Origin of the sequence: Flavobacterium croceum DSM 17960 (assembly GCF_002917885.1) — a bacterium.
In the GTDB taxonomy this organism is placed as follows: Bacteria; Bacteroidota; Bacteroidia; order Flavobacteriales; family Flavobacteriaceae; genus Flavobacterium; species Flavobacterium croceum.
Map to the genome: position 1 here is coordinate 24,385 of NZ_PQNY01000017.1, position 24,845 is coordinate 49,229.

Below are 24,845 nucleotides of genomic sequence, written 5' to 3' on the forward strand. Positions count from 1 at the left end.
TAACTATGAAAGCCGATGAACTCAAATCCATAAAGATTTCAGATTATCTACTCGCTCAAAATTATAGTATAGATAAAAAGAAATCAACACTCAATAGTATGCTACTTGAGAACCAAAGTGGCGAAAAAGTGATTGTCACTATAGGTAAGAACCTATATTTTAACCCCAATGATGCGCAGGATAAAGGCGATATCATACAACTTGTTGCCAATCGTTTGCATGGCTATACCCATGTAACACATCAAAAGGAAGATTACTACCAAGCGATGTTAGCACTTAAGAATTTTTCAGGTCAAATACATGATGTGGATATGCAAGAAAGAATACACCAGGCTGAAAAATTTGTGCAGAAAAAAGAATTGTTGAAAAACCTACAAGGACAAACATGGAACCATCACCCGATGACCAATTTCAGTTATTTGCTTCAGGAGCGAAAAATTGAGAAATCAACCCTTGAACACCCTTTATTTAAAGACAGGCTCTTTAACACGTATTTTAAAAACCAAGAATCGGAACATCTTATTTGTAATTATGGTTTTGGAAAATATAAAAACAATGAGCTTGTGGGTATGGAGGTGTGTAACCGAAACTTTAAAAACGTTTTAGGCGACCATGAAGGACTTTTTATATCCAATACTGCTCAAGTGCAAGATGTAAAGTATGTATTTTATGCAGAAAGTGCCTTAGATGTATTAGCTTATTTTGAAGTACTGCAACAAAACAAAAATTTCAATACCCAAGCCCATGATTTTGTATTTGTTTCTTTTGGTGGTAATATTTACCCTTCAAAAATAGATAGTTTTCTAAAAGAAATTCAAAACTTACCGCTATCTCCCTCTTGCAAATTCATATCGATAACCGATAATGATCTAGATAAGGTAGAACAGAAAAAAGAAGGTAAAAAATATGATTTTCTTATCAGCGCTGCTCTTGCAAATCACTTTGGCACAAAGCTTGCCTATAGTACAGAAAACCCACTGTATTATACCCTTACCCTTGAGGTAGAACAGGCGAAAAAATTAAAGATTGATACCCTTGTTGCCAAACAAAATCAAAGTATTGACCAATTGAATTGGCCAAGTACAGAAAAATTTGGAATGTACCTTATAGCTAAAAAACAGCAAGAGCAAATACAACTGCTCTTTCCTAAAAAATTACCGCTTGAGGAAAATGGTTTTACCGATTTTATTGAAAAAGTAAATAAAAATTTGTACATTTCACACAAAGCTCCAAAGCATAAAGATTGGAACGATTATATCATTGAAAAAAAAAATCAGGTATTCAAACAAAATACCGTTGAAACCCCAAAACCAGTAAAAGAAATATCGTATGGAATTAGAAATTAAAAACATGATTAGTAAGGAATTTAAATCCTTACCATTGTATGGCGTTTGCCAAGAAGAGCTTGATTTTTTAGAGGCTCAAAAATTTGCTAGTTTGAAAGATTTTACCCAAACAACCTTTCCCTTTTGTTTTGCAAGTTTGAGTCAATCTGAATTATTTGAAGCCTATATGTTTGTAAAGGCTCAAAAATATTTGGATCTGATAGATTCCTATAGAGCGCAAGGCTATCAAAACTCATCAGAATTAGAACTAGCGTTTCTTGATATAAGTACTTTAATTTCAAGTGAATTAAGTTTGTTGGAAAATTTACTCTCTAAATCTGAATTTCACTTTACCTGTACTTCTTATCAAAGTAAAGACTCCTTGCACATTGCAGAGGTTATTACCCAAGAGAAAGAAGTCCTTTCTGAATTTGATTTAGACAAACACGGCTATATCGAAAATTTATAACGCTTTTACATTTTTAAACCCACCGACTTTCTTCCGCTTGCCACACTTATTAAGGAAGAACCATGAAAATAAAAAATTTAGAAGACTTTGTAAACCTTATAGAACTTTACAAAAACAAACAGTTACCCAACCAAGAAATTACCCTTGATGGTATAGCCAAATTTCGTAAACACTTTTTTCAGGCTAGACAAGCCCTAACAAACCCACAAGAGGTAGATACTTTATCCCCTCAAAGCAAAAGGCTTTATTCAACCTTGTCGGCATTGGAACCCACTGAGGTGGAATCCTTAGCCTTTGCCACCAATACCTCTTATTTTACCCCTGAAGCGTATTGCCAAAGTTTAGCTACATGGTCCTTAAACTATTTTAAAAACACAGACAATCAAAAGGTTTCTATCTTAGAACCCTCTGCAGGAAGTGGGGCATTTATTAAAGCTCTAATAGAGCAAAACGCATCAAGTGATAAGCCATTACAACTGCAGATTGATGCCCTAGAAAAAGATATTTTTACAGCCAATATTCTAGAGCATAACTTTAAACAAAATCCTGAAGTAACCGTACACCAAAGCGCATTTGAACAGGCAAAACTACACCAATCCTACCAACTGATAATCGGTAATATTCCCTTTGGAAACTTTACCGTTTTTGATAAACACCTAAGCCAAGAACAACGCGATTTAGTAGGGGGTAAAATTCACAATTACTTCTTTTTAAAATCTATTGATTACCTAGAACCAGCAGGACTATTACTTTATATTACCTCACGAGAAATAGCAGACTCTTTGCAAGAGAAAGCCTTACGAGAACATTTGGTGCAACATCTTAATTTAACGGGAGCTATACGCCTTGATGAAGCAGTATTTAAAGATGCCGATACCAAAGTGATTACCGATGTTTTGATTTTTCAAAAACCACTGCTTCCAAAACAAACCCTAAGTAAAGAGGAACAGACCTTTATAGAAAGTTCTAAATTGCCCTTAGCTCTGGAGCATGATATTAACTACAATGTAAACCATTACTTTCAAAACAATCCTGAGCGTATACTCGGGAAGTATTACCCCACAACAGGCATTGCAGGAAAACCCACTTTATCGATTAAAACTGAGCAATCAAAACAACAGGAGTTTACAAAGCTCCTTCAGGAGTTTATCCAAGAGAAAACCTTTACTCATGTTTTTCAAGAAAAAGACCAAGAGAAAGTAAAATCCGAACTTACGATTGCCCAAGAGAACCACAACCGCATCACAGAACAATACCCTTTACTGAGTGTTGGGAATGTGGTTTGTGAGAACAACCAATTTTTTAAAATCCAAAAACACGACGATTTTCCTGAGTTTACGCTTTTAAAACCTATTTCGGTTTATACTCAAGATAAAGAGCGTTTTGCTTCCTTGCTCGAAATGCGCAATACCTACCTAAGTATGCGCCATAGTATCAGGCTTGAAGATTTTGATAAAGCAAAACAAGAACAAGACAAGCTCAATGGTTTGTATGATAATTTTGTATTCTTTTATAATTTCATCAACAGCCATGAAAACCGAAATGTATTAGTTTTAGATTTTGAAAGCGAAATACTCAAAGCTTTAGAGGTTCAAGCAGGAAAAGAATATCTAAAAAGTGATATTTTCTCAAAAAACTTCACCCAAGAACTTGCCCTTGAGAAAGTCGATACGATAGAACAAGCCATTTACCATACCATGAATGATAAAGGCTTTGTCGATGTACAGTATATGGGTGCACTTTTACAAAGACAACCCGAAGACTTTCTACAAGAAGCCATAAATGAGCAAAAACTTTTTATTAATCCTATTTTTGAGTATAATGACCCTACAATCAAAGGCTTTTCAATTGATACCATAGAGAGTTTTTTATCAGGTTATGTCGAATATAAAGCGGATTTATACAAGCGCATTTTAGATATTGACCACGTTGAGCTAAATCCTTATAAAGGCTATTTAAACCGCACTAACATAACCAAAAATACCAATTTACTGGTGGAGAACTTTCCAGTAAAACTCTCCATAGAGGAAATAGACCCCTCTTTAGGTGAGCCTTGGATTCCTTTAAAAGTATACCAAAAGTTTTTACAAGAACACCTAGAAGATGCTTTTCTTACATTAGAATATCAAGCCCTTAACGACCGCTATAAAATAAATTCTAAAGGCAGTAAAGTAGGGATGATAAATTATTCTATACGCAACGCATCTGATAGGCTCATTACTTACAATTCCATTATTGGGTTTGCCTTTATGCAAAACCAACCCGATTTTAAAAAGAAAGTGTTTCAAGGCGGTAAAGAAATAACCGTTTCCGATAAAAACACCAATACCGCCGTGAGTATCATCATCGAGCAGTTACACAAAGAATTTTCAAAATGGCTGATGAAAAACAATGTGTTAGCTGAGCAATTAGAAAACGGTTATCATTTTCTAAACAATGGCTTTGTCAAAGAAAAGGTAAATCCGAATTATTTAGATTTCTCAAACATTAAGCATTTTACCCCTTATGATCATCAGAAAAATGTTTGTATTCAACTCTCTAAAAATAACGGAGGAATTATAGACCATGAGGTCGGTTTTGGAAAAACGCTCACTATGGCCATGCTTTGTATGACCAAAAAGAAATTTAAAGTCAATAAAAAAGAATTAATAGTAGGTTTTAATGCCAATTACAAGGACATCTACACCGTATTTAAACAAGCCTTTCCTGAGGCAAAAGTTTGGCTACTGGAAGAAAACGACCTTAAAAAAGAAAATATTAAACAAACCCTGTTTCAAATTGCTAATAACAATTACGATGCTATTATTACCTCGCATTCGTCTTTGATGAAATTTCCTATTTCACCCAAATCTGAAAAACAAATTGTACAGGATATTATCGCCGAATGCCATGCCGTATTATCCGATACAGACAAAAAATTAACCCCTGCACAAGAGCGTAAATTATTGCAACGTGTCAATGATGCAGAAGCACGCCAATTGTATCTACAGGAAGCTTTACAAAGTAAAAAAGTCAATGGTACGCTCTTTTTTGATGATTTAGGTTTTGACGGTATTATCATTGATGAATCGCATTATTTTAAAAATTTAGAATTTAAAACCAAACACGCCAACGTTTCAGGAATAGGCAATCAAGATTCAGTGGCTAAAACCGCTAATTTATTATCCTATATCCGCTATATTCAAAGTGTAAACCAAGATAAAGGAAAATGCAAAGGCGTAACCTTTGCCTCAGGAACCATTATCAGTAATTCTATCTCTGAACTTTTTAGTTTGTTTAAATACATCATTCCTGATGATTTGAAAGCCAAAGGCATTGATACCTTTGATAAATGGGCAAGAGTATTTGCTCGTAAAACCCAAGAATATGAAGAAGGAGTTACAGGAAACATCAAATTAAAGGAACGTTTTCGTTATTTCGTTAAAGTTCCTGAACTCGCTAAAATGTACAATGACATTACCCATTATGCCGACTTTAGAACCTTTCCTATTGAGCGCCCTACTTTGCAGAACCAACTCATTAATGTAGAGCCTCACACCGAGCTCAAAGATTATTTAGATTCTATTCGTGCTTTTGGGAGCAGTAAGCGCATAGAAGATTTACCTTATTATCGAGGCAGTTCCTCCGATATTAAGTCTACAGTCGGACTTATTTGCACCTCGCAAGGAAAAAAAGCGGCTTTAACCCTAAAACTCATACACCCAGATTTACCCGATAGTCCAAACGATAAAATCAATACCGCCGTTTCTACAATCGTTGAACAATACCATAATTACCAAAATATTAAAGGCACACAACTTGTATTTTGCGATTTAGGTGTACCCAATAGCAATGAGGTATCTTTTAATGTATACCGTTATATGAAAGAACTTTTAGTACAAAAAGGCATTCCTAGTGGCGAAATTGCTTTTATCCACGACTATGATAAGAAAAAAGAAACCCTTTTTAATGCCGTAAATCAAGGTGCTATACGCATTTTAATTGGTTCTACTACCAAAATGGGAGTAGGGGTGAATGTTCAACAACGTATTGTAGCAATGCACCATTTAGACCTGCCTTGGCGACCTGCAGATATTAGCCAAAGAAATGGTCGAGGCGAACGACCTGGCAACAAGATTACCCAACACATTGACAATACCATAAAAAATTACATCTATGCCACCAAAGGTACACTCGATGCCTATATCTTTAATTTACTTCAAATCAAACAAAACTTTATCTATCAAATCAAAAACGCCAGTTTACACACACGTAAAATTGACGAAGGCGTTATTAGTTCTGATGGCAGTTTGAATTATGAAGAATATATGGCAGCGTGTTCACAAAACCAATATTTAACCGAAAAACTTAAAGCCGAAAAAGAACTTCAAAAACTCATTGATGTTAGAAATTCCTTTATTTTCAGAGAAAAAAACAATAAAATCCATATCAACTACTATACACGAGAGATAGGAAAAATTGAAAGTAGTATCGAGCTACTCCATTTAGATAAGAAGCTCCTTAAAGACTTCAATCCGCATCTTGTACAAGGAAAAATATACACTTCAGACAAAGAATTATCGCAGTTTTTTCAAGGACAACTACAACCGAAGCTCAAAGAACAAACTCATGGAACTTTCACACTTGCTCTTTTGGATAAACAGTGCGAGCTTCAGGCTAAAATTTATGAAAAAGAAGGGCAAACTGCTTATCTACTCATGCTGAAAACCCCGAACAATATATACACCTACGGCAGTAAAAACTTTGTTAAGAACGATAAAGATAACGCCTTATATGCCTTGCATTGCTTAGAGCGTATTGATAGCATCATTAAAGAACAACAAAGTATTTGTGATACCATGACTCAATCCAAAAATAATTACGAACAATTAGGTAGCGTAAAATTTGACAAACACCAACAAATTGTTGATTTGGAATTAAAAATTAAAGATTTAAATCAAAAAATTGAAGATGAAAACAAATCCTTATCCCAATCTTCAACACTTAAAAGATAGTTGTTTTTTTTATTTATAGGTTTTTAGTGTAGTGAAAAGAGGCTTTATGAGCCTCTTTTTTTTGGCTTTGCTTCTGGTTATACTTTTTGCTCTTTATCGTGGGCGCATAAAGAACAAAAGGGAATAAAAACAAAACTCATTTTATCCCATTTTATAGCGTTTTTTATTGTTTTTACTCCTTGATATTCATACCTTTAGGTATGTTTAATAAATAAATGTCTATCTTTATGAACACAAAAGTTAAATCCTATGAGCTAGTAGAAATTGATACTATTGGCTTTGCCCAAGTAGGGCAAGAAGATTATGCAGAGCGCATCATCATTGAAAAGAAAATCTTACTTAATTTTCTCCTTGACAATCCTTTGTATGCCGTACCCGAATTTTTTACTCGTGATGCTTTTTTTCACTGGCAACTACGCAACCATGATTTTGGAACCTACCACGTGCTTTGTATCGTCTATGATAAAGACCTAATTCAAACACTTTGCAAAGAAGCTCCCGACCAATTCCACATTTTTTGGGACTGGACTGACAGATGCCAAAGTGCTTTTGACAAACATTATGATGAACTATTACAACAATGTAACAACGCTTTTTATGATTAAATTTAATTATTCAAGCAGGGTAGAAGAAGAATTTCTTCTACCTGCTTATAAAACCAAAACGTTTTTGAAATCCCATACCAATTTATTTGTTGCTCCTGAGTTCTCCATTGAGGATAAACTCCGACTTTTGGAACTCGATAAAAATGGTGTTATTTATTCCGAAGTGAAATTTCCTCCCTCATTTCTGTTTAAACTCAAAACTTTTAAAGTCAATTATATCGCACTTAAATATGTCAAAGATGCCAAATTCTATTACGCTCTTTTTTTAAAGTCCTATATTACTGTAAACCCTAATTATATTGTTATTCAATAACAGTACCCCCGAAAAAGGAATTTTTTTTGGAAAAACGGCGGGTGCTGCGCACCCGTTTTCTTTCCTTTGTTTCTTTGTTTTTTTCTTACTTTTTAATTAAAAAGATGTATAAAATATATATTAAAAATTGTATCGTATATAAATTATAATTATATTTGCTCGATTTATATATTGTTTTAGGGGAGTGATGTTGTGGTTGTTTTGGTTTTGAAACTCCCCTAATTTTTTATATTTTTTTTGCTCCTTATTCTATTGTTTAATTTTTTTTGTCTATGTATTCGTATAGCTTGAATTTCTCAACCTCTAAAAATGGTAATGATACCCTAGTGGGTTTTTCTTTAGTGTTTTATACCCATAACGTGCGCTTCTCTCGTGTGATTAAGCCTTCTTGCTTGTTTTCATATCATACTCTTTTGAAATACGCTCTTTATATTCTTAATAACCTTAAAACTCAGTATACCTAATTTCTTTCCCTTTTGCTCTCTAATCTATTGTATATGAACCATACTGTTTCCAATTCGTTTTATAAAAATATCCTGCAAGTTCTTTTCTCTTTTGATTTAGAACATAATCATGCTGATTTTTTTACTTTTAATGCCTCGTATTATATTCCGTTGCACCTGGATAACCAACGTGTTTTAGCCTATAAGGTTCTCCCTGTTGCTTTGTCTGACTCAGAGCCTAATCTTGTCTTTTTTGAAGATTTTAAGTTTCAAAATTTTGACTTGTATGTGCATGATAAAATTGCTTTTTTTTCGCTTTTACATCAGGTTAAAGTACTCTATAAATCCAAAGTATATAAACTCTTAGATAAACCTGTTTATTTTTGTTGTGATACCCATTCTCAGAACCCTGTACTCTATAGCTTGTTTGATTCATGATTTCTGTTTCTCTTTTTTTATTTGGGCGCATGTTGCACACCACGCTATTCGCTATATCTTTTGCGTTTTTGCAAAACCCAAAAGGATGTCGCTTCTATCGTTTGCGCTAAACTTTAACTCTTTTTTCTATGGTTTCTTTTTCTTTTTTCGATTTGTGTTTATGGATAGGTTTTGCCCTTGGGGTGGCGTGGCTTGGTAATTACTATAAAAAAAGATAATTTTACCCAGTGAATACCACATACCCTATATATATTTTAATGCTTGACGACAAACAAGTCTATTTTGTCGAATACCTCTTGCAACAGCTTGTTCTGAGCTCTAATATATCCGAAGCCATGACCTTTAAGGACCTTGATATGGCGCAAAAGTTTAAAAAAACGCTCGAACTGCACACCACTTTTAAATTTGTTGTATCGACCTGTATTGCTCAATGATCATTTGTGCAAACACCTTATTTTACTGTATTATCCGCCCTGCAAGCAACAAAACCCAGCGTTTGTGCCGATGACTTATTTTTAAATTAAAAAACAAAGCTAGACAAACCTTACAAACACCAATAGAAATACGCCTTAAAAACGGTTTTTATCCGTTGGAAAACCGTAGATTTAAACGTATTTCTTTGGCTTATCGTGCGTTATTGTCTTGTAAATGCGTTGTTTAATTTTAAAAATAATAGTATGTCACGCACAAACGCACTTTCACTTATTCCTGGCTATTATGGCGGAGAAAATTTTTATAAAAATCCGTTATTTCCAAACTTCGTGTACACTGAAGGTATTCGAGAAATCGCTGAAAAATCAAATTCGTTTTGGCTTATTGTCGATATTTTCTGCTTTCAACTTAGCACCGAACTCAAAAACCAATCCTTTCAAGTTTGGAAACTTGAACGTGTTTTTCAAGAGGATAAACCCACTACATCGTTTATGCTTTTTTGTGAAGATGGCAATGAAAAAACCTTACTGGTTCGCAAGTATGATATTTCAAATTTTCAGTTCGATATGTATCATATTTGGTTTGTAGACAATACACTACTTTTGCCTGTAGAATATTAAAATATTGTTTCTTTACACTTTAAAATCCTAAGAATTCTTAGGATTTTTTTTGTGCTTATTCTCAATTAAGACCTATTATTTTATCCTAACTATTATTAATTCTAATTCATTCTCCACTTTGGTTAAAAAATCTTTGGTTTGTGATTTCTTAAAATTAAAAACAAAACTTCTGAAGTAAATGATTTGATTTTTTGATTCACAATTTATTTTGATAATCTCTCCAATCTTTGAATTTTCAATTAATTGTTCCTGCTCTTTGTATTTTCTCAAAGTAGGCTTTTTCGGTTCTAATAGTTTAGCATCAATTTTTTTTAATGCAACTAATCGGGTTAGGTCTTTTTTTAATTTTAACCTATCTATTTTAATTTCTTGTGCTATTTGTTTGATTGATTTTTCGCCTAAATTTGCACTAATTATCTTGAAATTATCAATAACCTTTTCAGAGATAGGACTCTCATGATGTAATTTAATTTCCAATAGATTTAGAATTTTTAATAATCTATCTGATTTTATATTTAATTCTCCTTTTTCAATTTTTGATAAATTAGAGTAATCTTCATGTATTAAATCTGCCATTTCTCGCAATGACAACATACAATTCTCACGAGCTTTTTTTATTATTTCTCCTACTTGTTTTAAACTTTCCATACCAAACCTTATTCTATGCGATTATACAATTTTCAATCCTTGTTGATGCTTTATACAAATAAATATAATATATTGTAAATATGTAACGGCAAAGCAAAATAAATTAATTTTATTCTAATTTGTAAGAAGTTAGAGAAGAAACAAACAGTAATGCGTGATTTACCTTGTCCTTATTGTGCTTTGCTTTTTATTACGAAGTATTTTTAAGCGTAAAACGTAGAAAACAAAAGGGAAAAAAAACGGGAGGGGGTAGGGGTGTATTTTTTTATGTTTTTTGTACACACTACAAAATTGTAGTGTATATTTGTAGTGTAATAATCATTTATCGTATAACAACCTTTAAAATTTTTAGTATGGAAACTTTAACCGAATTAACCCAAAGAATTGAAAACCTTGTAAATCAATCTTCTGTTTTTATCGTAATAACAAGAGAAAATAATTATCAAAACACTGGAGATGCAAATTATAGTGAAGATATAGAATTTACTACCTTACCCGAAGCCTACCAGTTCTACCTTGACCAATGTACTGACACCTTTGAAACCCAAAGCGAATTTAAAGAAGTAGAACTTATCTTAAATGATGAGAATGATATTTTTGAAGTATTGCTCTCCGAAACTTATGTAGCTCAATATAAAGAAGAAGATTATGGCAAATTTATTTTGCATTACCTTCCTAAAAACAACGGTATAGCCGTTTCTAAAATTGAAACCTTAAACGCTAAAACGCCCTATTATGTAAACCAAGATAAAAAGTTTACCATGACTTCCGAAATGTTTGATACTAAAGAAGATGTTATCCAAGCTATTTACAACTACAGCCTTTATATTAGTATGGATGAAGCTGAAGAATTATTCGAAGAATTTTTAGAATAGGTCTTGTTATAATACTAAGCCTCTCTTTTAAGAGGCTTAGTAAGTATATTCTTAAATTATCAAATTATTATTTTAAACTGCCACGCATCAGTTATGCGCTTTTTTACTATGGAATACGAGATTAATGAAATCAAAATTGATAGAATAAAAAAATATATTGATTATTTTGACAATAAGGGTAAGTCTGATGAAGAAATTCTCTCAGAATTAATAAATTATATTGAAGCCACTTTTTTTAATTTAATTAAAGTTACTTTTTTTGATGAAAAAAAAGATGGTATATGCGAAATCTTAATTAAAAATAACAATGAAGTTATTAAAGATAATTTAGGTTGTGATATATATGGAATTGTGGATTTTATTATTTGTGAACAACAATATGATGCTCTTTTAGATATATTAAAAACTACTAAAGAAACTCTAGCAAGTTCATTTAATTTAATAGCATTTGGTATATGCTACATTAACGATTATTCAAACGAACAATGGACTATATATTATGCTAAAAATGAAACATCGGCTAAAGACCTGTTTAGAAAAGATTATATAAAAGATATTATAGATATTAAAACAAGCGATTTTACAATTTATGGAGAATAATTTAAATAAAAATACATTTTGGATTAAATCTAAATGTACCTGGAGTATTTGCGGAGAAAATGATAATTTTTTCAGAGCTATTGAAATAGCTATAAATTTAGCTGAACCAAATTCAGAAATGAATTTCAATACAGAAGGAAATGTTTTTTACTGTAGAGGTGAAAATTTTTGCATTCGCGTTGCATCTAATGAAAATTGGGGGGTGTTAAAAAATTGTGTATGGCACCTTAATAGAGATGCTTCTCAAAAATTTGTAGTTGCTAAAGCCTTTTATTTTGAATTTCAAGAAATATAATTTAATTTTGATTTTGGATAGATACCTATATAAAGTTAGAATATTTGCTGAAATATGCGATGCTATCAAAAGCTAACCACTTGAACATTTGTTAGTTTTTTTAACCTGAGTTGTCACGCTTGCCTAAGTTAAAAATAGATAGACTTATTCTAACATAAAAGCTTCTCAATTGAGAGGCTTTTATTTTAAATAAAGATTTCAAAACGAAATTATTGAGAACACAAGGGAAAGAAAAAGAACTTTTAGAAAGTCTACTTTTTTTATTTAAACACAAGTTCACTACAAAATTGTAGTGTATATTTGTGCTATTATTTAACTAATATTTTAATACCTATGACATCATTTGACACTCTTTCCATTGGAGAAGCCTTAGAACTAGAAAACAGCATGGCTATAGGAACTGGTAATTTTTTAGTTAAAGTTTGGTTTGAAAGTACTCAAACTGGAGTTAGAACTCCTGACCTTATCCAATCGTGTACAAGTTTCAGACAAGCAAGGTCCTGCTCCTTATTTTTAAAAGAAATGAAAGGTATCGATGCTTGTTATATTGTACGATTAAAACCCTATAAATTAATGGAGCGAGTTATCGCATTTCCAAACCATGAACTTGAGATACTATGAAATTAAAAAATAGAATTTTAGAAGTGCTCGATACCTTTGGTATGAGTGGAACCAAAGCGGCGCAAGCTATGAAAATATCTTACGCTGCTTTTAGAAAAAAGAAAAGTGATAAGACCAATGGCGATTGTTTTAACGAGCAAAATTACAGGAACTTAATTTCCTATATCAAAGAAAAAGCAGAAGAACTTGTTGATTAACAAGTTCTTCTTTGTTTGCTACAAATTCCTAATGATATGTTTTACAACACCTAGAATTATGAAATTTTCAATTTTATCAATTTCAATAGCCTTGAACTTTTTATTATCGGCATTCAAAATTTTTTTTTCTAAATCAATGCGCTTACAGGTATATTCCTCTCCATTGATTGAAGCAATAATAATAGAATTGTTTAATACAGGCAAATCCGTTCTTATGATCAGTTCATCTTTGTCGTAAATAGTTGGTTCCATACTCGTACCATCTGCCGTAGCAATGTATGTGGCATGTTTTTTATACAAATACTTCTTATCTAACGATATTTCATCATAGGCGTAGTCCTCTGAAGGTTTTGGAAAACCCGCAACAATTCTGCCATAGTGCGCAACATAAATCTCTTTATTGTTATCGCTGGCAATTCTCAAATTAGTAACATTCATTTTTTACAATTTATCGTTAATCGCTCACTCCATCGTGTCGAAAACCTTTTCGAAGGATAATTCTCTTTCATCTTCCATTTGTCCTTTAAATCCTGAATACCAAACTTAATTAAGTCGGGTTGTTTTTCGTTGATTTTATCAATGACCTTAAATAAAGTATCATGCTTTGGGTTCTCGCCTTGAAATAAATTGGTTTGGTACGCCTGCTGAGGCGTTATCCCCGAGAGAAGAACCCCCGCTTTTTTATATTCGTAACCCTCTTTATAAAGTTCATCTAGTAGTTGAAAAACCATTTTGGTAATTTCAAAAGTACTACAAGTTGGAAACTTTGTAGCTATGGTTTTGTAGGCTGAATATTGAGGCGCATTCTCTTTAAATCTATCGGTTTTAATAAATACCGATATTAAATTGCAATGACTTTTACTTTTTCTTAATTTCTGCGCAAGGTTCGCACTAAAGGTAGCAAGCCTTTCTTTGATGTAGTGTTTATCCTGTGTTGCTTTTTCAAAGGACCTACTACAAGTCATGTTTTTCTTCGATTTGATTTGCTCTATACCAATGGAGGGAATTCCTTCTAAATCTTTTTTAATTCGCAATCCCTGAATTGTCAAATGTTTTTTTACCCACAAGTCAGGTAAACACGTAAAGTCATATGCCGTTTTTACCCCTATGTACTGTAATTTTTTAGCATATTGAGAACCAATACCCCAAACATCTTCAATTTTTGTCCATTTAAGTGCTTTCATTCTTTTCTCTTGCGTATCTATAACATACACGTTCTGCGTTTGCTTTGGGTATTTTTTGGCAATTTTATTGGCCACTTTTGCAAGAGCTTTTGTAGGAGCAAAACCAATACTTACAGGGATAAGTGTTTGTTTGTAAACATCTTCTCGTATTTTATGGCCATAATTGGAATAGTTAAAATTTTCAGGCATTTTTAAAAAATGTAAAAAACACTCATCTATTGAATATTCCTCCAGACTCGGTGCATATTCTCTTAAAATAGAAAAGACACGAGTACTCATATCGCCATATAATTCATAATTGGAGGAGAATAGCGTTAGGGTGTTTTTTTGTAAGGTGTCTTTAAGCTCAAATAAAGCTATACCCATAGGTATACCAAGTTCCTTAGCTTCATTACTTCTTGATACCACACACGCATCTTGATTGGATAAGACCAATACAGGTTTGTTTTGAACCATAGGAGAACCCACTCTATGGCAAGAAACATAAAAATTATTGCAATCTGCTAAGCCAAACATAGTGCAAAAATATTAAATCTAGTTCGAACTACATCGCCTGCATCTGCTCAGTGCAATCATTACAATTAATATTTAATTCAGGTTTACCCCATACCCGTATTTTACATGAAGGACAGATATACGTGAGTTTGTTTTTTTTCCCTTGTGTTACCTCTAGCGCATTGGGTAATTCCATGTTTGATGCTGCAGCAACTTCAGGGACTATACCCAATAAAATTTGAGCTATTTCAGGGTTTAATTTTCCTTTCAAAATATTTCTATCAAACCATATCTTATTAAGTTCTATATCAGTTTCACTTAATTGAAATAGCTCTTTGGTAACGCTCTCAAATACTCCATTAGGGATAACATATTCCATCATTTGTTGCCCTGTTTTTTTACCACCTACTTCTCCAGTTGCTGATGGCATCAATCCTATATCCTGCATTTTTTCGCCCCATTGTGCATTATGATACGTTCTTTGTGAAGGCTCTCCAAAATGATACTGCCACAAATGCACCATTTCATGCACCAACGTTTTGAGAATTTCTATCATAGGGTAGGAGCCGAACATTAATGGGTTTATGGCAATCTCATCACTTACAAGTTCTTGTGTTTGTTGCCAACGTTTGGATATGAAATACCCGAACACATTTTTTTTTCGGGTAATGACAAACATCACTGCAGGTAACTCATTTGAAAATAGTTTTTGATTGTAATACTCATATAAATTATCCAGTAGCGTATAAAACTCTTGGGTAGGTTTTTTCATTTTTCAATTAATTATATCGTACGATATAAAAGTATAAAAAAATTTAGTATATTTGTTAATATTTTTTATATTTGATTGCTAATGAATATTACGACTTCTAAAATGGCTTTGAAAAAAGAGATAAAGCGCAAGGGCATAAATAAAAATGGGTATTCTAGAGTTCCTAGAAACATCCTTGATTTTTTACTTGATGCTAAAAAGCAAGGTTTGACCATTCACTCACTTAGAATTGTATTGATCATGCTCGCTCGTGTGCAAGAAAATCAAATTACTACCGAAAGACAACTTGATTTATTTGAAAAAGATTTAGATTTATTTGAACGAGATTTTACAGATACAACCAAACACACAAATTATACGGTACAGTTTAATTTTCTTTGGAAAGATTTACTCCCTGAGAATAGTAGAAATTATTCCAGTGCGCTTAAAGGACTTCAAGAACTCTTAAATTATAGAGGAGTACATGATTTTGAAAACGATAAAGGAGAGAAAATCAAACTCTTTTCTTCTATAATTTCCGACTTGTTAATCAATGAGGGAAAAAGAGGGGTAAAATTCACAATGAATATTCTATGGTATAAAATGTTTTTACTGCTCAGAAAAAACAATAAGTTTAATGCCAATAACTTTTCAAATAAAATCATTTTTAAATACAATCATATTAATTGTTATGTATGGTATTTTTACCTAAAAGCATTAGGTACTAATAATGATAGTAGTTTATTTCTTGATACCTTTAATGATATTTTCTCCACCAATTATAAAAACTGGTCAAAATGTAAAGAGAAATTTTTAACGCCATATAAAGAACTCTTTGATGAAGTAAGTGATGTTTCTTTTAATTTTTGGATAGAAGGGGATAAACTAAAAATTCATTCCTATTCCACATCAGAACCTGAAGCTATACCTGTTTATGAAAACCCAAATATCACAACAACGATAAAGAGAACTCTGAAGTATCAAAAAAAGAAATACAAATTATCAGATATTGAATTTCAGATGCTCGAAGTAATGTACAAAACATACGGCTACGAGCGTATCTCCAAACGTATAAAAAACAATCCTGAACTAAAAAACCTTACAGGTAAAGAGTATGTAGAGAAAGCATATGAAATATCGAAAAGAAATCTTAATGACAAAGAAGATTTATTCAGTTAATCTTTCATACTTCACCTTAATTCTCTTATTTATAACTGGTTTAATGTCCTTATAGGTTATTCTTATATTGGGGATATTTGTTCTTATTTCGGGGATATTTGTACCTATAATTGCCTGAAGCTAATATTTTTAATACTTATGAATATATAGCGTATGTTATTCTTATTTTGGGGTGTTTTTGTTCTTATTTTGGGGATAATATTTTTTATAAAGTACTGTATAACAGTATTTTATTTTTTCCAATATTTATTTTGCGTTTTTAAAAATAATAAAATTATAGTTTTTTGCCCGTTTTTCTTGTTTCGGGGATAGCAAATTCTTGTTTTGGGGGGAGTAAGTTCTTGTTTTGGGGGTAGCAAATTCTTATTTTAGGGGGACTTTGTCCTTTTTTGTTTTTTCTAACGTATTGATATACAATTAATAACAATCAAATATCCCCAAAATAAGAAGTGTAAAAATATATTTAAAATGTTATAAAAATCATTTAAAAATGTATGTTGATAATTTTAAACAAAAGGGAAGAAAAAATCTGACTTTATATAAACTTTGATTTAACAAGTATATTCTTACTTTTTTTCTTATAATATTTATGAATTTCTTTTCTTATGCAGCTCGTGGTTTTTGTTCTTATTTCGGGGTGTTTTGTCCTGACTATCAATTTATATATATATTTTATTTATTTTTTTAAACAACATATAAAATATTTACATTTTTGTATTTTGTATTGTTATTTTTACTATATTTGTTATAGTTAAATGCTTGTATTATGAAAACTTTTTATACCATCATGAATTTTCTTTACAATGTTCTTCGGTTAATGGACTTTGTTTTAAAGAATTTGATCGTTCCAGTAGCCAAATTATCTATTAAATTGGTTGTATTGTTTGTAACCGCTTTTGTGAGTAACATAAAGTAGGACCATGAGAACTATTGCAACGTTTTTGTGTTGTTTAGTTTTTAATCATTTCTTTTCTCAAGTAAGTACTGAAGAAAGTAAAATGCGAAAAATTCTTTCTCTTTGCAAAACTGAGCAAGAATTGAAAATTATCTTTGAACTAAAGACCGACTTTCCTTCAGTATTTAGTTCAGTTCCTACGATAAACCCTATTAACCCCGTTAATAACCCACGTATATCATCTTCTTTTAGTTCAAAAAGAATACACCCTATTTATGGGAACGAAAGAGCGCATAACGGTATTGATATTACCGGAGCTTTAAACACGCCTGTTTATGCTACAGCTGATGGAACTGTAACCAATGCTCGCTTTTTTAATGGGAACGCAGGTCACAGCGTCACGATATCGCATAAATTTGGTTTTGTTACAAAATATTTCCATTTATCAATATTTATTGTCGAACCTGGAGAGAAGGTTACTAAAGGTCAAATTATTGGCTATTTAGGAAATTCAGGAAGCTCTACAGCTCCACATTTACATTATGAAATGTGGAAAAATGGAAAAGTGTTAAATCCTTTTGGTTTATTTTAAATTACTCCTTTTTTATATTTCATATCGCAATATGAAATATAAAAAATTCTAACACACATAATATGATTAAAATTAAATTTTACTTATTTTTATTTCTTTGTTCTGCTTTATCATTTGCTAAACCATTAAATGGTTATGTTGTAGCAATAAATGATGGAGATACATTTGTTCTTTTAGATGATACCAAAACACAACATAAAATTAGACTAGCAGAAATAGATTGTCCAGAAAGCGGACAGCCATTTGGAAAAAATGCAAAACAATTTTTATCTGACTTGATATTTAATAAAACTGTTTATTGTCAAGTATTAAATATTGATAAATATGGTAGAGAAATATGTAAAGTTTATTTAGAACCTAATTTAAAAACCTATGTTTCTTCAGAACTGGTCAAAGCAGGTTTAGCCTGGCACTACAAACGCTATTCAAATTCAATTGAATTGGATAAATTTGAGAAAGAAGCTCGCCGATGCAAGAGAGGACTATGGGCAGAACCAAACGCTATAGCACCTTGGAACTGGAGAAGAAATTAATAATTTATGGCAAGAAAATTTATATTAAAAGCAGCTAAGAGTAAAAATGATTTTTTTTTAACAGAACCTGATGAATTTCTATTTTTTTATTCTCCTAGCATTATTGATTTAAGAAAAACACTTAGATGTATAACATCTAAAGGTTATAAAATTCCAGGTATACAAACTTTTTCCAAACGGATTGATGCATACAACGGTCATTTAATATTAAAAAATCCGTTTTTCAAAACAACAATGTATGAAATCTTTGAAATAAAATCTGATGTAAATATCAAGATTAAAAACAGGTTGGACTATACTAATTCATTTGGCTATTCACATAATTTGAAATTAATAGACAGTGAAAGCATAAAACATATTTTCAATTTTTCATAAACTTACACCCAATTTTATAACAAACACTTGTTGGCAGTAGTGCTTTTATAAAATAAAACTAAAAATTATGTTACTAACATTTTCAAAACAAAAGTTTGAGGATTTAATAAAAAAAAATATCAAACAACACACAATTAGAGCTGATAAAACTAACCGTTGGAAAGCTGGTAATTCAATTCAATTTTGGAATGGAAACCCAAGAAATACTCGTGGCAAAATGAAACCTTATCAATTTGGTAATGCAATTGTTGATAGAGTTTTGCCAATAGAAATTTATCCAAACGAAAATAAAATAATTGTAGAAAATTTCACTTATGAGAAAGAAAACCTAGATTATATTGCTGTAAATGATGGCTTTGATAATTGGGAAGAAATGAAGACATTTTTTACAGAAAATTTTACAGGTAAATTAATAATTTGGAAAGATTGCAGTTGGCTGTAGCATTACTGCCAACGTTTCGGTGCTTGTAGATGCCAGCCTACACGCATTTTATTTTCGGCTGGTATCTACAAACACCTGTTATAAGCAGGCTAAATTCTAATAAAATGATAGATAAATTGACAAAAAAAGAAATTATTCATCGTAAAAATAAATTAGAGGAATTAGGAATGGATTGCCCCTCTACAAATGAGGCATTAAAAAAGAAACTTTCAATTAAAGAATTGCAAGAAAGTTTTGAGATAGATAGACAAATAATAAAAGGTGTTATTAATGATATTAATTTGTGGGTTTAGCTTTTCATAGCTTGCTTATAAAAACCGGATTTATGCATACAACGGTCATGAAATTAATAGACAGAGATAGCATAAAACATATTTTCAATTTTTTATAAACTTACACCCAATTTTCTATTTTACATAAGATAAATTATAGTTCGTTTAAAATACTATTATATTTACTATTTTAGTACCCAGTTTTAATTACAATGAAAACAATAAAATCAAAACCCAAAAAACGAACGCTTTACCATGTTCATTTAAAAAATACATTTCCTTATAAAGCGCATTTTTATTTTGGTTCAATTAAAGCCATTTACAACCATACAGTTGCTGAGAAAATTCATGTTTCGATACATACGTTGTATAAATTTGACTTTGACGATACTTACTACCAAAACGATTTTTGCTATATTTTTAAATCAAGTATTTAGGAACTTTATCAATCTTACAGCACTTATTAATTTTCGGAACCATTTGCGCTGCACATCATAGAATGATTATGTGCTGCACTTCACTAAATCCGAAAATTAATAAAAGCTTCAGCGATGTATACCAATAAGGTAGAGCTTTACTTCTGCGCTCTACCCTATTGAGGTTAAACAAAAGGGAAAAAAAACAAGTACTATTCAATGCCAAACTAGATGCAGAACCCGAGTAATGTATCAATGTTATTTTGTAAATTTAGAATAGATTCAATCTTAACTATATCCTAATGCAACGTAAAAACAAACATCTTGTAAATGAAATGTATATCGATAATGATACACACTATATAATTTTCAATTCTAAGGCTTCTTTGGAGTATATTTATCTTTTTGCATATAAATATGCCATTAAACATAAATTAATGGCAGGAAGGGCAATATATAGAGATAATATCTATCAAATAACTTTGACGAAGTTTCAATAAAGATAAAACCCATTCTAAAATAAATCAGAATGGGTTTTTTGTCTAGCTTTATGAAAAATTTATTTATCAAATTCTTCTTTACTGTTTTTATTGTTCGTTTCAGAATCTTTAAATTCTTTAACCACTTTTTTTTCAGTTTTTTCTTCTTTACAACATGATAAGAAGATTATAATTATAAATAAAAATATTAAGTTTTTCAACGTAATGTCTATTTCATCTTCTTGTATAAATTCCCAATTTTCATTTGTACTCATCTTTATCCATAATAATATAACTGTCGAAAAAAATATTAAAAATTTCATAATGGAATGGGTTTTAGTTTACGTTATACAACACTTAATATTAATATTAGAATTTTCATTTTATATATAATATAATTATTTTTCAAAGATACATATATATTTTATGTATTACAAATTTTTTTTATTATTGTTTATAGAGGTTAGAGTATCTTTAACTGTAGTGAAAGTATATATTAATTTTCAATTCTAAGGCTTCTTTGGAGCAGATTTATCTTTTTGCATATAAATATACCATTAAACATAAATTAATGGCAGGAAGGGCAATATATAGGGATAATATCTATCAAATAACTTTGACAAAGTTTCAATAAAGATAAAACCCATTCTAAAATAAATCAGAATGGGTTTTTTGTCTATCTTTAAAACTTTAAAAGTTTTAGCAAATATAAGTATTATTTGATATACTTAAGTTCATTTTTCAAATCTTTAAGATTTGCTTCAAATATTTTTTTATCCTTTTGCTTCTTTGCTTTTTCAGCAATGTTGTTTATTAAAGAATATTTTTTCTTATTCATGGCATACAACTCCTTAACTTTTGGATAAATTTCTTTGTCAAATTCATCTTTACTGTTTTTGGTATTTGTTACAGAGGCTTTGAATTCCTCTACCACTTTTTTTTCTGTTTTTTCTTCTTTACATGATAAGAAGATTGCTATTAATGATAGAATTAGTAATTTTTTCATAATGGTGTGTATTTTAGTTTCCGTTGTAAGTTGCCAATTTTCTTTGGTATCCATTTTTATCCATAATAAAAACATTAATGGTAAAGGTAGAACTAGTAGGAACCATTAGTGACAATCTTTTTTTATTCTCACTTACATTTACAAGTTGAGAGGTTACAGAGTTCCATGTATTTACACTAATTGGCGTTAAAGCATAAGCTGAGTCCAAGACATTAATAGTTTGTATAGCAGGGTTGTCTATCGTGTATTTAATTTCATACTCCATATTTGGGTTCTCTGCACTGGTATTGGTAATCAAATACGATAAACCTGTTTTTGTACCTGAGTATGACCATATATGTGGAGTATTTTTAGCAAATGTAAATTTGCTATGGTTTTCATAAATATTATCATTAATAGGTGTTGTAGGGGTTGTTGTTGAACAATTACAATCATCTTTTGAACAGCTTGATAATATTATAACACTTAAAATTACTAGTAGTTTTTTCATTTTATATAAATTATAATTATTTTTCAAATATACACATATATTTTATATATTAAAAATTAATATATACAAAAATTTGGAATATTTGATTGACCTTGAGGATAAGTAACTCTTAGTGGACTAAACCCTTGATATTCTGGTCCTGAACAAGGCATTACAGTACCACTATTTGTATATGAGTCTTTTATACAAGTTCGGGTATTAAGGTTTGAATAGGTAAGCACAATCTTAACTTTCCAATTTAAACCATCATTTTGTAATTTTACATAGGTTGGGTTTCCTTGAGAGTCTGTTTGTACTGCTCCATCGTACCAAAGTGTATAAGGATCCGTACTATTTGCTCTAGCATATATCTTAACATTATATACAGTAGCTCCTGAAATTGATGGAAGAGAATAATTTATATAATATTTTTTATAATTATTTAGCAAGGTAAATATATAATTTAATGAAGCATCAGTGGTTATACTATAGACTTCATGTCTTGAAAAACAATTAATAAAATCAACATTTGGATAATTTTGACCTACATGAGTTATATTCTGAGTTTGGGTATAGCCGTATTGATTTTTTACAATCACAGTTAAGTTAAACGAGGAATATTTATATCCATCTAAATATAAAGTAAAGTTTTTATCTGATACCCCTTGTGTGATACTCGCAGAGCATGGATAAAATACATTTTGAGAAACTAAATCTGTTTCAATACCATTATTGGTAGTATTTGAAGCATAAACTCTAGTAAAATTTGGTGCTAAATTTGGGTCCTGCACATACGTTAAATTCGATATAGAATATTTAATTTCATACGTGTTTTGTAGAGCCACTTCATTTCCAATGGTAAAGCCCAACGAAGGCGTTGTATTGTATTGGAATTGATTGTCTTTTGTTAAATTAAATGTTGGTACTGGTACGTTAAACTCCACTAGTGTAGTATGAGTAATAGTATTACTATCTGTTACTTGAACATTAAGTCTTATCACACCTATAGATGAAGGAATGATTTTATAGCTAGTTGTTCCTAAATTGATATTATAATTTTGGGTTAAATTTATTGTAGCATTATTATTATCTTTTATTACAAATGTGTTGGCTGTTGTGCCACTTGCTACAGTAAATTTAATATTGTATGTAATACCTGGAAAAGCACTTCCAATTTGCGCAAGATAAATATCAAAGAATTTTTCACTATCAATTTGTACAGTTCCATCGCCACTTGATGATAAAGTAAAATCTATATTATTTACTTCAATAGTAATTAATTGTGTATGCTCGACAAGAGTAGCAGTATTACGGGCAGTAAATAATATTTTTACAGTTCCTGCCACACTAGGGGTAAAAGTTCTAGAAAACGCACCTACATTTACTGGTGTCCAAACTCCTGCAGATACTGTATTTGTTCCATTGAGTATTGTACCTGTTCCTTGTTGGAACACGTATTTCATTTCATAGTTCGTACCTGATGGAGCGCTTTCGGTTATATTAAAATTTATTATAGATGTTTGATTTGTATAGATAGAGTTATTTTGAGAAGCTCCGCTAAATGTATAGTTAATAGATTGATTTGTAAATTCTACAATTGAAGAACGTATTGTATTATAAGAATCAATAACTTCTACTTTTAGTTTAACAACTCCCGCACTTAATGCTTTGTATTTAAAGGTTGTATTTCCTAATGTAATCGGATTTAATACACCTAAAGTTATTACTGTTCCTGATTGCGTTGTTACTTCTCCTGTTCCTGTTGTTGAAGGAGCATAAGAAAATCTTATTTGGTAGGTAGATGTGTAGGTTTGTAATTGCGCAAAAAACACATTAAAATCTTTTTGAGTGTTTAATGTTACCGTTCCATCACCCGATGTTGATATTACAAAGTCAGGGTTTAAGACACTCAAACTAACATTACTTGAGTTACTTACTTGCAGAGTATTTGTTACAGTAAAGTTTATGTTGTGTATTCCTGGAGAATTTGGAATGTATTGTGCTGAGAACGAACCAGGCATAATATTAATTGGTTGTCCAGCCGTATAAGTTGTTCCATTATAAACAAGAGTACCGTTTCCTGTTGTTGTAAACTGCATGGTGTAGCTTGTAACTACAGAACCTTGAGGTGTTAATGTAAAATTAATTTGCGTTTGGCTACCAACTGTAATGGAATTACTACTGTTGGTTGCCGTAAATGTAAAGTTTTGTTGGCTTACATTTATAGTAACAACTTGCGTGGCTTCTACAAGCGTTGTAGTATTTCTTACAGTGAAAAGTATTTTTATTGTACCAGTAGTGTTTGCTTTAAAAACTCTACCATAAGAACCTACATTAACAGGCGACCAAGTATTTGATGAAATTAAAGACGAACCATTATATATAAGCCCATCACCTTGTTGGAACACGTATTTCATTTCATAGTTCGTACCTGAAGAAGCGCTTTCGGTTATATCAAAATTTAATTGCGTATTATCTCCTAGATAAATTGCATTACTTTGCGCTGCAGCACTAAAAGTAAAAGTAACTGCCGTTACATTGAAAGTCACAGTAGAAGAATGTACAAGACCATTACTATCTTTTACTTCAACAAGTAAATTGACAGTTCCTACCGATGTTCCTTTAAATTGTAGCGAAGTAGAACCAAGTGCAATAGGCGTATATACTGTAGGTGTTACGGGGGTATTATTGGCAAGTACTTGTCCGTTACCTGTAGAACCTGATGCAATAGAATAGCGCACTTGATATGTTATCGCATTATTTTGAGCTACTTGTGAAAGGAACACGTTAAAATCTTTTAGCGCATTTAAAAACAATGATCCATCTCCTGAAGTCGATAAATTAAAATCAGGATATGTAAATGATATTGTTTTGGTTATACC

The 24,845-nt window shown here is 31.2% G+C and carries 27 protein-coding genes; 19 read left to right on the forward strand and 8 right to left on the reverse strand.

The window, feature by feature from the left end:
- Positions 1-5: 5 nt before the first annotated feature.
- From Q361_RS11475 to Q361_RS11505, 7 genes are all read left to right on the forward strand, one after another.
- Positions 6-1,346 (forward strand): hypothetical protein, encoded by a 1,341-nt coding sequence (locus Q361_RS11475; RefSeq protein ID WP_103726877.1) that lies wholly within the window; start codon positions 6-8, stop codon positions 1,344-1,346.
- Positions 1,330-1,794: a hypothetical protein gene (locus Q361_RS11480; protein WP_103726878.1), complete on the forward strand. Its 465-nt coding sequence runs from the start codon at positions 1,330-1,332 to the stop codon at positions 1,792-1,794. The genes Q361_RS11475 and Q361_RS11480 overlap by 17 nt, the downstream gene beginning before the upstream one ends.
- Positions 1,795-1,856: 62 nt before the next feature.
- Positions 1,857-6,788, forward strand: a complete 4,932-nt coding sequence (locus tag Q361_RS11485; RefSeq protein WP_103726879.1) for a DEAD/DEAH box helicase family protein — start codon at positions 1,857-1,859, stop codon at positions 6,786-6,788.
- Positions 6,789-7,015: 227 nt separating this feature from the next.
- Positions 7,016-7,393 (forward strand): hypothetical protein, encoded by a 378-nt coding sequence (locus tag Q361_RS11490; protein ID WP_103726880.1) that lies wholly within the window; start codon positions 7,016-7,018, stop codon positions 7,391-7,393.
- Complete coding sequence (locus tag Q361_RS11495; RefSeq protein ID WP_103726881.1) at positions 7,386-7,706, forward strand: hypothetical protein; 321 nt, start codon at positions 7,386-7,388, stop codon at positions 7,704-7,706. Before Q361_RS11490 ends, Q361_RS11495 begins: the two co-directional genes overlap by 8 nt.
- A 497-nt stretch (positions 7,707-8,203) precedes the next feature.
- A complete protein-coding gene (locus Q361_RS11500; protein ID WP_103726882.1) occupies positions 8,204-8,587 on the forward strand; it encodes a hypothetical protein in 384 nt (127 codons plus the stop codon).
- Positions 8,588-9,264: 677 nt separating this feature from the next.
- Positions 9,265-9,639, forward strand: a complete 375-nt coding sequence (locus Q361_RS11505) for a DUF6876 family protein (protein WP_103726883.1) — start codon at positions 9,265-9,267, stop codon at positions 9,637-9,639.
- Positions 9,640-9,714: 75 nt separating this feature from the next.
- Here the strand turns inward: Q361_RS11505 and Q361_RS11510 are convergent, their stop codons facing one another.
- Positions 9,715-10,287 (reverse strand): helix-turn-helix domain-containing protein, encoded by a 573-nt coding sequence (locus tag Q361_RS11510; RefSeq protein ID WP_103726884.1) that lies wholly within the window; start codon positions 10,285-10,287, stop codon positions 9,715-9,717.
- 353 nt (positions 10,288-10,640) lie between these two features.
- On the opposite strand from Q361_RS11510, the gene Q361_RS11515 reads away from it, so the two are divergent.
- From Q361_RS11515 to Q361_RS11535, 5 genes are all read left to right on the forward strand, one after another.
- Positions 10,641-11,162, forward strand: coding sequence for a hypothetical protein (locus tag Q361_RS11515; RefSeq protein ID WP_146047013.1), 522 nt, complete (start codon positions 10,641-10,643; stop codon positions 11,160-11,162).
- A gap of 93 nt (positions 11,163-11,255) precedes the next feature.
- Positions 11,256-11,762 (forward strand): hypothetical protein, encoded by a 507-nt coding sequence (locus tag Q361_RS11520; RefSeq protein ID WP_169929299.1) that lies wholly within the window; start codon positions 11,256-11,258, stop codon positions 11,760-11,762.
- Positions 11,752-12,057 carry a hypothetical protein gene (locus tag Q361_RS11525; protein WP_103726887.1) on the forward strand — a complete coding sequence of 102 codons (306 nt, stop codon included), beginning with the start codon at positions 11,752-11,754 and terminating at the stop codon, positions 12,055-12,057. Before Q361_RS11520 ends, Q361_RS11525 begins: the two co-directional genes overlap by 11 nt.
- A 333-nt stretch (positions 12,058-12,390) precedes the next feature.
- On the forward strand, positions 12,391-12,678 hold the full coding sequence (locus Q361_RS11530; protein ID WP_103726888.1) for a hypothetical protein: 288 nt from the start codon (positions 12,391-12,393) through the stop codon (positions 12,676-12,678).
- Positions 12,675-12,875, forward strand: coding sequence for a hypothetical protein (locus tag Q361_RS11535; protein ID WP_103726889.1), 201 nt, complete (start codon positions 12,675-12,677; stop codon positions 12,873-12,875). Before Q361_RS11530 ends, Q361_RS11535 begins: the two co-directional genes overlap by 4 nt.
- Before the next feature lie 18 nt (positions 12,876-12,893).
- Here Q361_RS11535 and Q361_RS11540 read toward each other — a convergent pair whose 3' ends face one another.
- Genes Q361_RS11540 through Q361_RS11550 form a run of 3 tightly spaced genes read right to left on the reverse strand, consistent with a single transcriptional unit; the run spans position 12,894 to position 15,326 of the window.
- Positions 12,894-13,313, reverse strand: coding sequence for a LexA family protein (locus Q361_RS11540; protein ID WP_103726890.1), 420 nt, complete (start codon positions 13,311-13,313; stop codon positions 12,894-12,896).
- Positions 13,310-14,575, reverse strand: a complete 1,266-nt coding sequence (locus tag Q361_RS11545) for a Y-family DNA polymerase (RefSeq protein WP_103726891.1) — start codon at positions 14,573-14,575, stop codon at positions 13,310-13,312. The genes Q361_RS11540 and Q361_RS11545 overlap by 4 nt, the downstream gene beginning before the upstream one ends.
- Positions 14,576-14,603: 28 nt before the next feature.
- Entirely contained in the window at positions 14,604-15,326 is a 723-nt protein-coding gene (locus Q361_RS11550) for a SprT-like domain-containing protein (RefSeq protein WP_103726892.1), read from the reverse strand.
- An 81-nt stretch (positions 15,327-15,407) separates the two neighbouring features.
- On the opposite strand from Q361_RS11550, the gene Q361_RS11555 reads away from it, so the two are divergent.
- The 7 genes from Q361_RS11555 to Q361_RS11585 all read left to right on the forward strand — a co-directional run bounded on the left by Q361_RS11555 (position 15,408) and on the right by Q361_RS11585 (position 20,030).
- The gene (locus tag Q361_RS11555) at positions 15,408-16,484 is read left to right on the forward strand and encodes a hypothetical protein (protein ID WP_146047014.1); all 1,077 of its coding nucleotides are present in this window, start codon (positions 15,408-15,410) and stop codon (positions 16,482-16,484) included.
- 920 nt (positions 16,485-17,404) lie between these two features.
- Entirely contained in the window at positions 17,405-17,971 is a 567-nt protein-coding gene (locus Q361_RS11560; protein ID WP_103726894.1) for a M23 family metallopeptidase, read from the forward strand.
- Between the two features lie 62 nt (positions 17,972-18,033).
- Positions 18,034-18,504 (forward strand): thermonuclease family protein, encoded by a 471-nt coding sequence (locus Q361_RS11565; RefSeq protein ID WP_103726895.1) that lies wholly within the window; start codon positions 18,034-18,036, stop codon positions 18,502-18,504.
- A gap of 6 nt (positions 18,505-18,510) precedes the next feature.
- Entirely contained in the window at positions 18,511-18,879 is a 369-nt protein-coding gene (locus tag Q361_RS11570; protein ID WP_103726896.1) for a hypothetical protein, read from the forward strand.
- 67 nt (positions 18,880-18,946) lie between these two features.
- On the forward strand, positions 18,947-19,321 hold the full coding sequence (locus tag Q361_RS11575) for a hypothetical protein (RefSeq protein ID WP_103726897.1): 375 nt from the start codon (positions 18,947-18,949) through the stop codon (positions 19,319-19,321).
- Positions 19,322-19,425: 104 nt separating this feature from the next.
- Positions 19,426-19,614, forward strand: a complete 189-nt coding sequence (locus Q361_RS11580) for a hypothetical protein (RefSeq protein WP_146047015.1) — start codon at positions 19,426-19,428, stop codon at positions 19,612-19,614.
- Positions 19,615-19,805: 191 nt separating this feature from the next.
- Positions 19,806-20,030 (forward strand): hypothetical protein, encoded by a 225-nt coding sequence (locus Q361_RS11585; RefSeq protein ID WP_103726899.1) that lies wholly within the window; start codon positions 19,806-19,808, stop codon positions 20,028-20,030.
- Positions 20,031-20,568: 538 nt separating this feature from the next.
- Here the strand turns inward: Q361_RS11585 and Q361_RS13750 are convergent.
- The 4 genes from Q361_RS13750 to Q361_RS13755 all read right to left on the reverse strand — a co-directional run.
- A complete protein-coding gene (locus Q361_RS13750; RefSeq protein ID WP_169929300.1) occupies positions 20,569-20,763 on the reverse strand; it encodes a hypothetical protein in 195 nt (64 codons plus the stop codon).
- Between the two features lie 440 nt (positions 20,764-21,203).
- Positions 21,204-21,494 carry a hypothetical protein gene (locus Q361_RS11595; RefSeq protein WP_146047016.1) on the reverse strand — a complete coding sequence of 97 codons (291 nt, stop codon included), beginning with the start codon at positions 21,492-21,494 and terminating at the stop codon, positions 21,204-21,206.
- 13 nt (positions 21,495-21,507) lie between these two features.
- The gene (locus Q361_RS11600) at positions 21,508-21,984 is read right to left on the reverse strand and encodes a hypothetical protein (RefSeq protein ID WP_103726902.1); all 477 of its coding nucleotides are present in this window, start codon (positions 21,982-21,984) and stop codon (positions 21,508-21,510) included.
- A gap of 56 nt (positions 21,985-22,040) precedes the next feature.
- A partial coding sequence (locus tag Q361_RS13755) for a hypothetical protein (protein WP_169929301.1) occupies positions 22,041-24,845 on the reverse strand: 2,805 nt, incomplete at its 5' end.

Excerpts from the sequence above, each read along its gene's own strand:
- Q361_RS11475 (WP_103726877.1), top strand. The coding sequence starts at position 6 with ATGAAAGCCGATGAACTCAAATCCATAAAGATTTCAGATTATCTACTC.
- Q361_RS11480 (WP_103726878.1), top strand. The coding sequence starts at position 1,330 with ATGGAATTAGAAATTAAAAACATGATTAGTAAGGAATTTAAATCCTTA.
- Q361_RS11485 (WP_103726879.1), top strand. The coding sequence starts at position 1,857 with ATGAAAATAAAAAATTTAGAAGACTTTGTAAACCTTATAGAACTTTAC.
- Q361_RS11490 (WP_103726880.1), top strand. The coding sequence starts at position 7,016 with ATGAACACAAAAGTTAAATCCTATGAGCTAGTAGAAATTGATACTATT.
- Q361_RS11495 (WP_103726881.1), top strand. The coding sequence starts at position 7,386 with ATGATTAAATTTAATTATTCAAGCAGGGTAGAAGAAGAATTTCTTCTA.
- Q361_RS11500 (WP_103726882.1), top strand. The coding sequence starts at position 8,204 with ATGAACCATACTGTTTCCAATTCGTTTTATAAAAATATCCTGCAAGTT.
- Q361_RS11505 (WP_103726883.1), top strand. The coding sequence starts at position 9,265 with ATGTCACGCACAAACGCACTTTCACTTATTCCTGGCTATTATGGCGGA.
- Q361_RS11510 (WP_103726884.1), bottom strand. The coding sequence starts at position 10,287 with ATGGAAAGTTTAAAACAAGTAGGAGAAATAATAAAAAAAGCTCGTGAG.
- Q361_RS11515 (WP_146047013.1), top strand. The coding sequence starts at position 10,641 with ATGGAAACTTTAACCGAATTAACCCAAAGAATTGAAAACCTTGTAAAT.
- Q361_RS11520 (WP_169929299.1), top strand. The coding sequence starts at position 11,256 with ATGCGCTTTTTTACTATGGAATACGAGATTAATGAAATCAAAATTGAT.
- Q361_RS11525 (WP_103726887.1), top strand. The coding sequence starts at position 11,752 with ATGGAGAATAATTTAAATAAAAATACATTTTGGATTAAATCTAAATGT.
- Q361_RS11530 (WP_103726888.1), top strand. The coding sequence starts at position 12,391 with ATGACATCATTTGACACTCTTTCCATTGGAGAAGCCTTAGAACTAGAA.
- Q361_RS11535 (WP_103726889.1), top strand. The coding sequence starts at position 12,675 with ATGAAATTAAAAAATAGAATTTTAGAAGTGCTCGATACCTTTGGTATG.
- Q361_RS11540 (WP_103726890.1), bottom strand. The coding sequence starts at position 13,313 with ATGAATGTTACTAATTTGAGAATTGCCAGCGATAACAATAAAGAGATT.
- Q361_RS11545 (WP_103726891.1), bottom strand. The coding sequence starts at position 14,575 with ATGTTTGGCTTAGCAGATTGCAATAATTTTTATGTTTCTTGCCATAGA.
- Q361_RS11550 (WP_103726892.1), bottom strand. The coding sequence starts at position 15,326 with ATGAAAAAACCTACCCAAGAGTTTTATACGCTACTGGATAATTTATAT.
- Q361_RS11555 (WP_146047014.1), top strand. The coding sequence starts at position 15,408 with ATGAATATTACGACTTCTAAAATGGCTTTGAAAAAAGAGATAAAGCGC.
- Q361_RS11560 (WP_103726894.1), top strand. The coding sequence starts at position 17,405 with ATGAGAACTATTGCAACGTTTTTGTGTTGTTTAGTTTTTAATCATTTC.
- Q361_RS11565 (WP_103726895.1), top strand. The coding sequence starts at position 18,034 with ATGATTAAAATTAAATTTTACTTATTTTTATTTCTTTGTTCTGCTTTA.
- Q361_RS11570 (WP_103726896.1), top strand. The coding sequence starts at position 18,511 with ATGGCAAGAAAATTTATATTAAAAGCAGCTAAGAGTAAAAATGATTTT.
- Q361_RS11575 (WP_103726897.1), top strand. The coding sequence starts at position 18,947 with ATGTTACTAACATTTTCAAAACAAAAGTTTGAGGATTTAATAAAAAAA.
- Q361_RS11580 (WP_146047015.1), top strand. The coding sequence starts at position 19,426 with ATGATAGATAAATTGACAAAAAAAGAAATTATTCATCGTAAAAATAAA.
- Q361_RS11585 (WP_103726899.1), top strand. The coding sequence starts at position 19,806 with ATGAAAACAATAAAATCAAAACCCAAAAAACGAACGCTTTACCATGTT.
- Q361_RS13750 (WP_169929300.1), bottom strand. The coding sequence starts at position 20,763 with ATGAGTACAAATGAAAATTGGGAATTTATACAAGAAGATGAAATAGAC.
- Q361_RS11595 (WP_146047016.1), bottom strand. The coding sequence starts at position 21,494 with ATGAAAAAATTACTAATTCTATCATTAATAGCAATCTTCTTATCATGT.
- Q361_RS11600 (WP_103726902.1), bottom strand. The coding sequence starts at position 21,984 with ATGAAAAAACTACTAGTAATTTTAAGTGTTATAATATTATCAAGCTGT.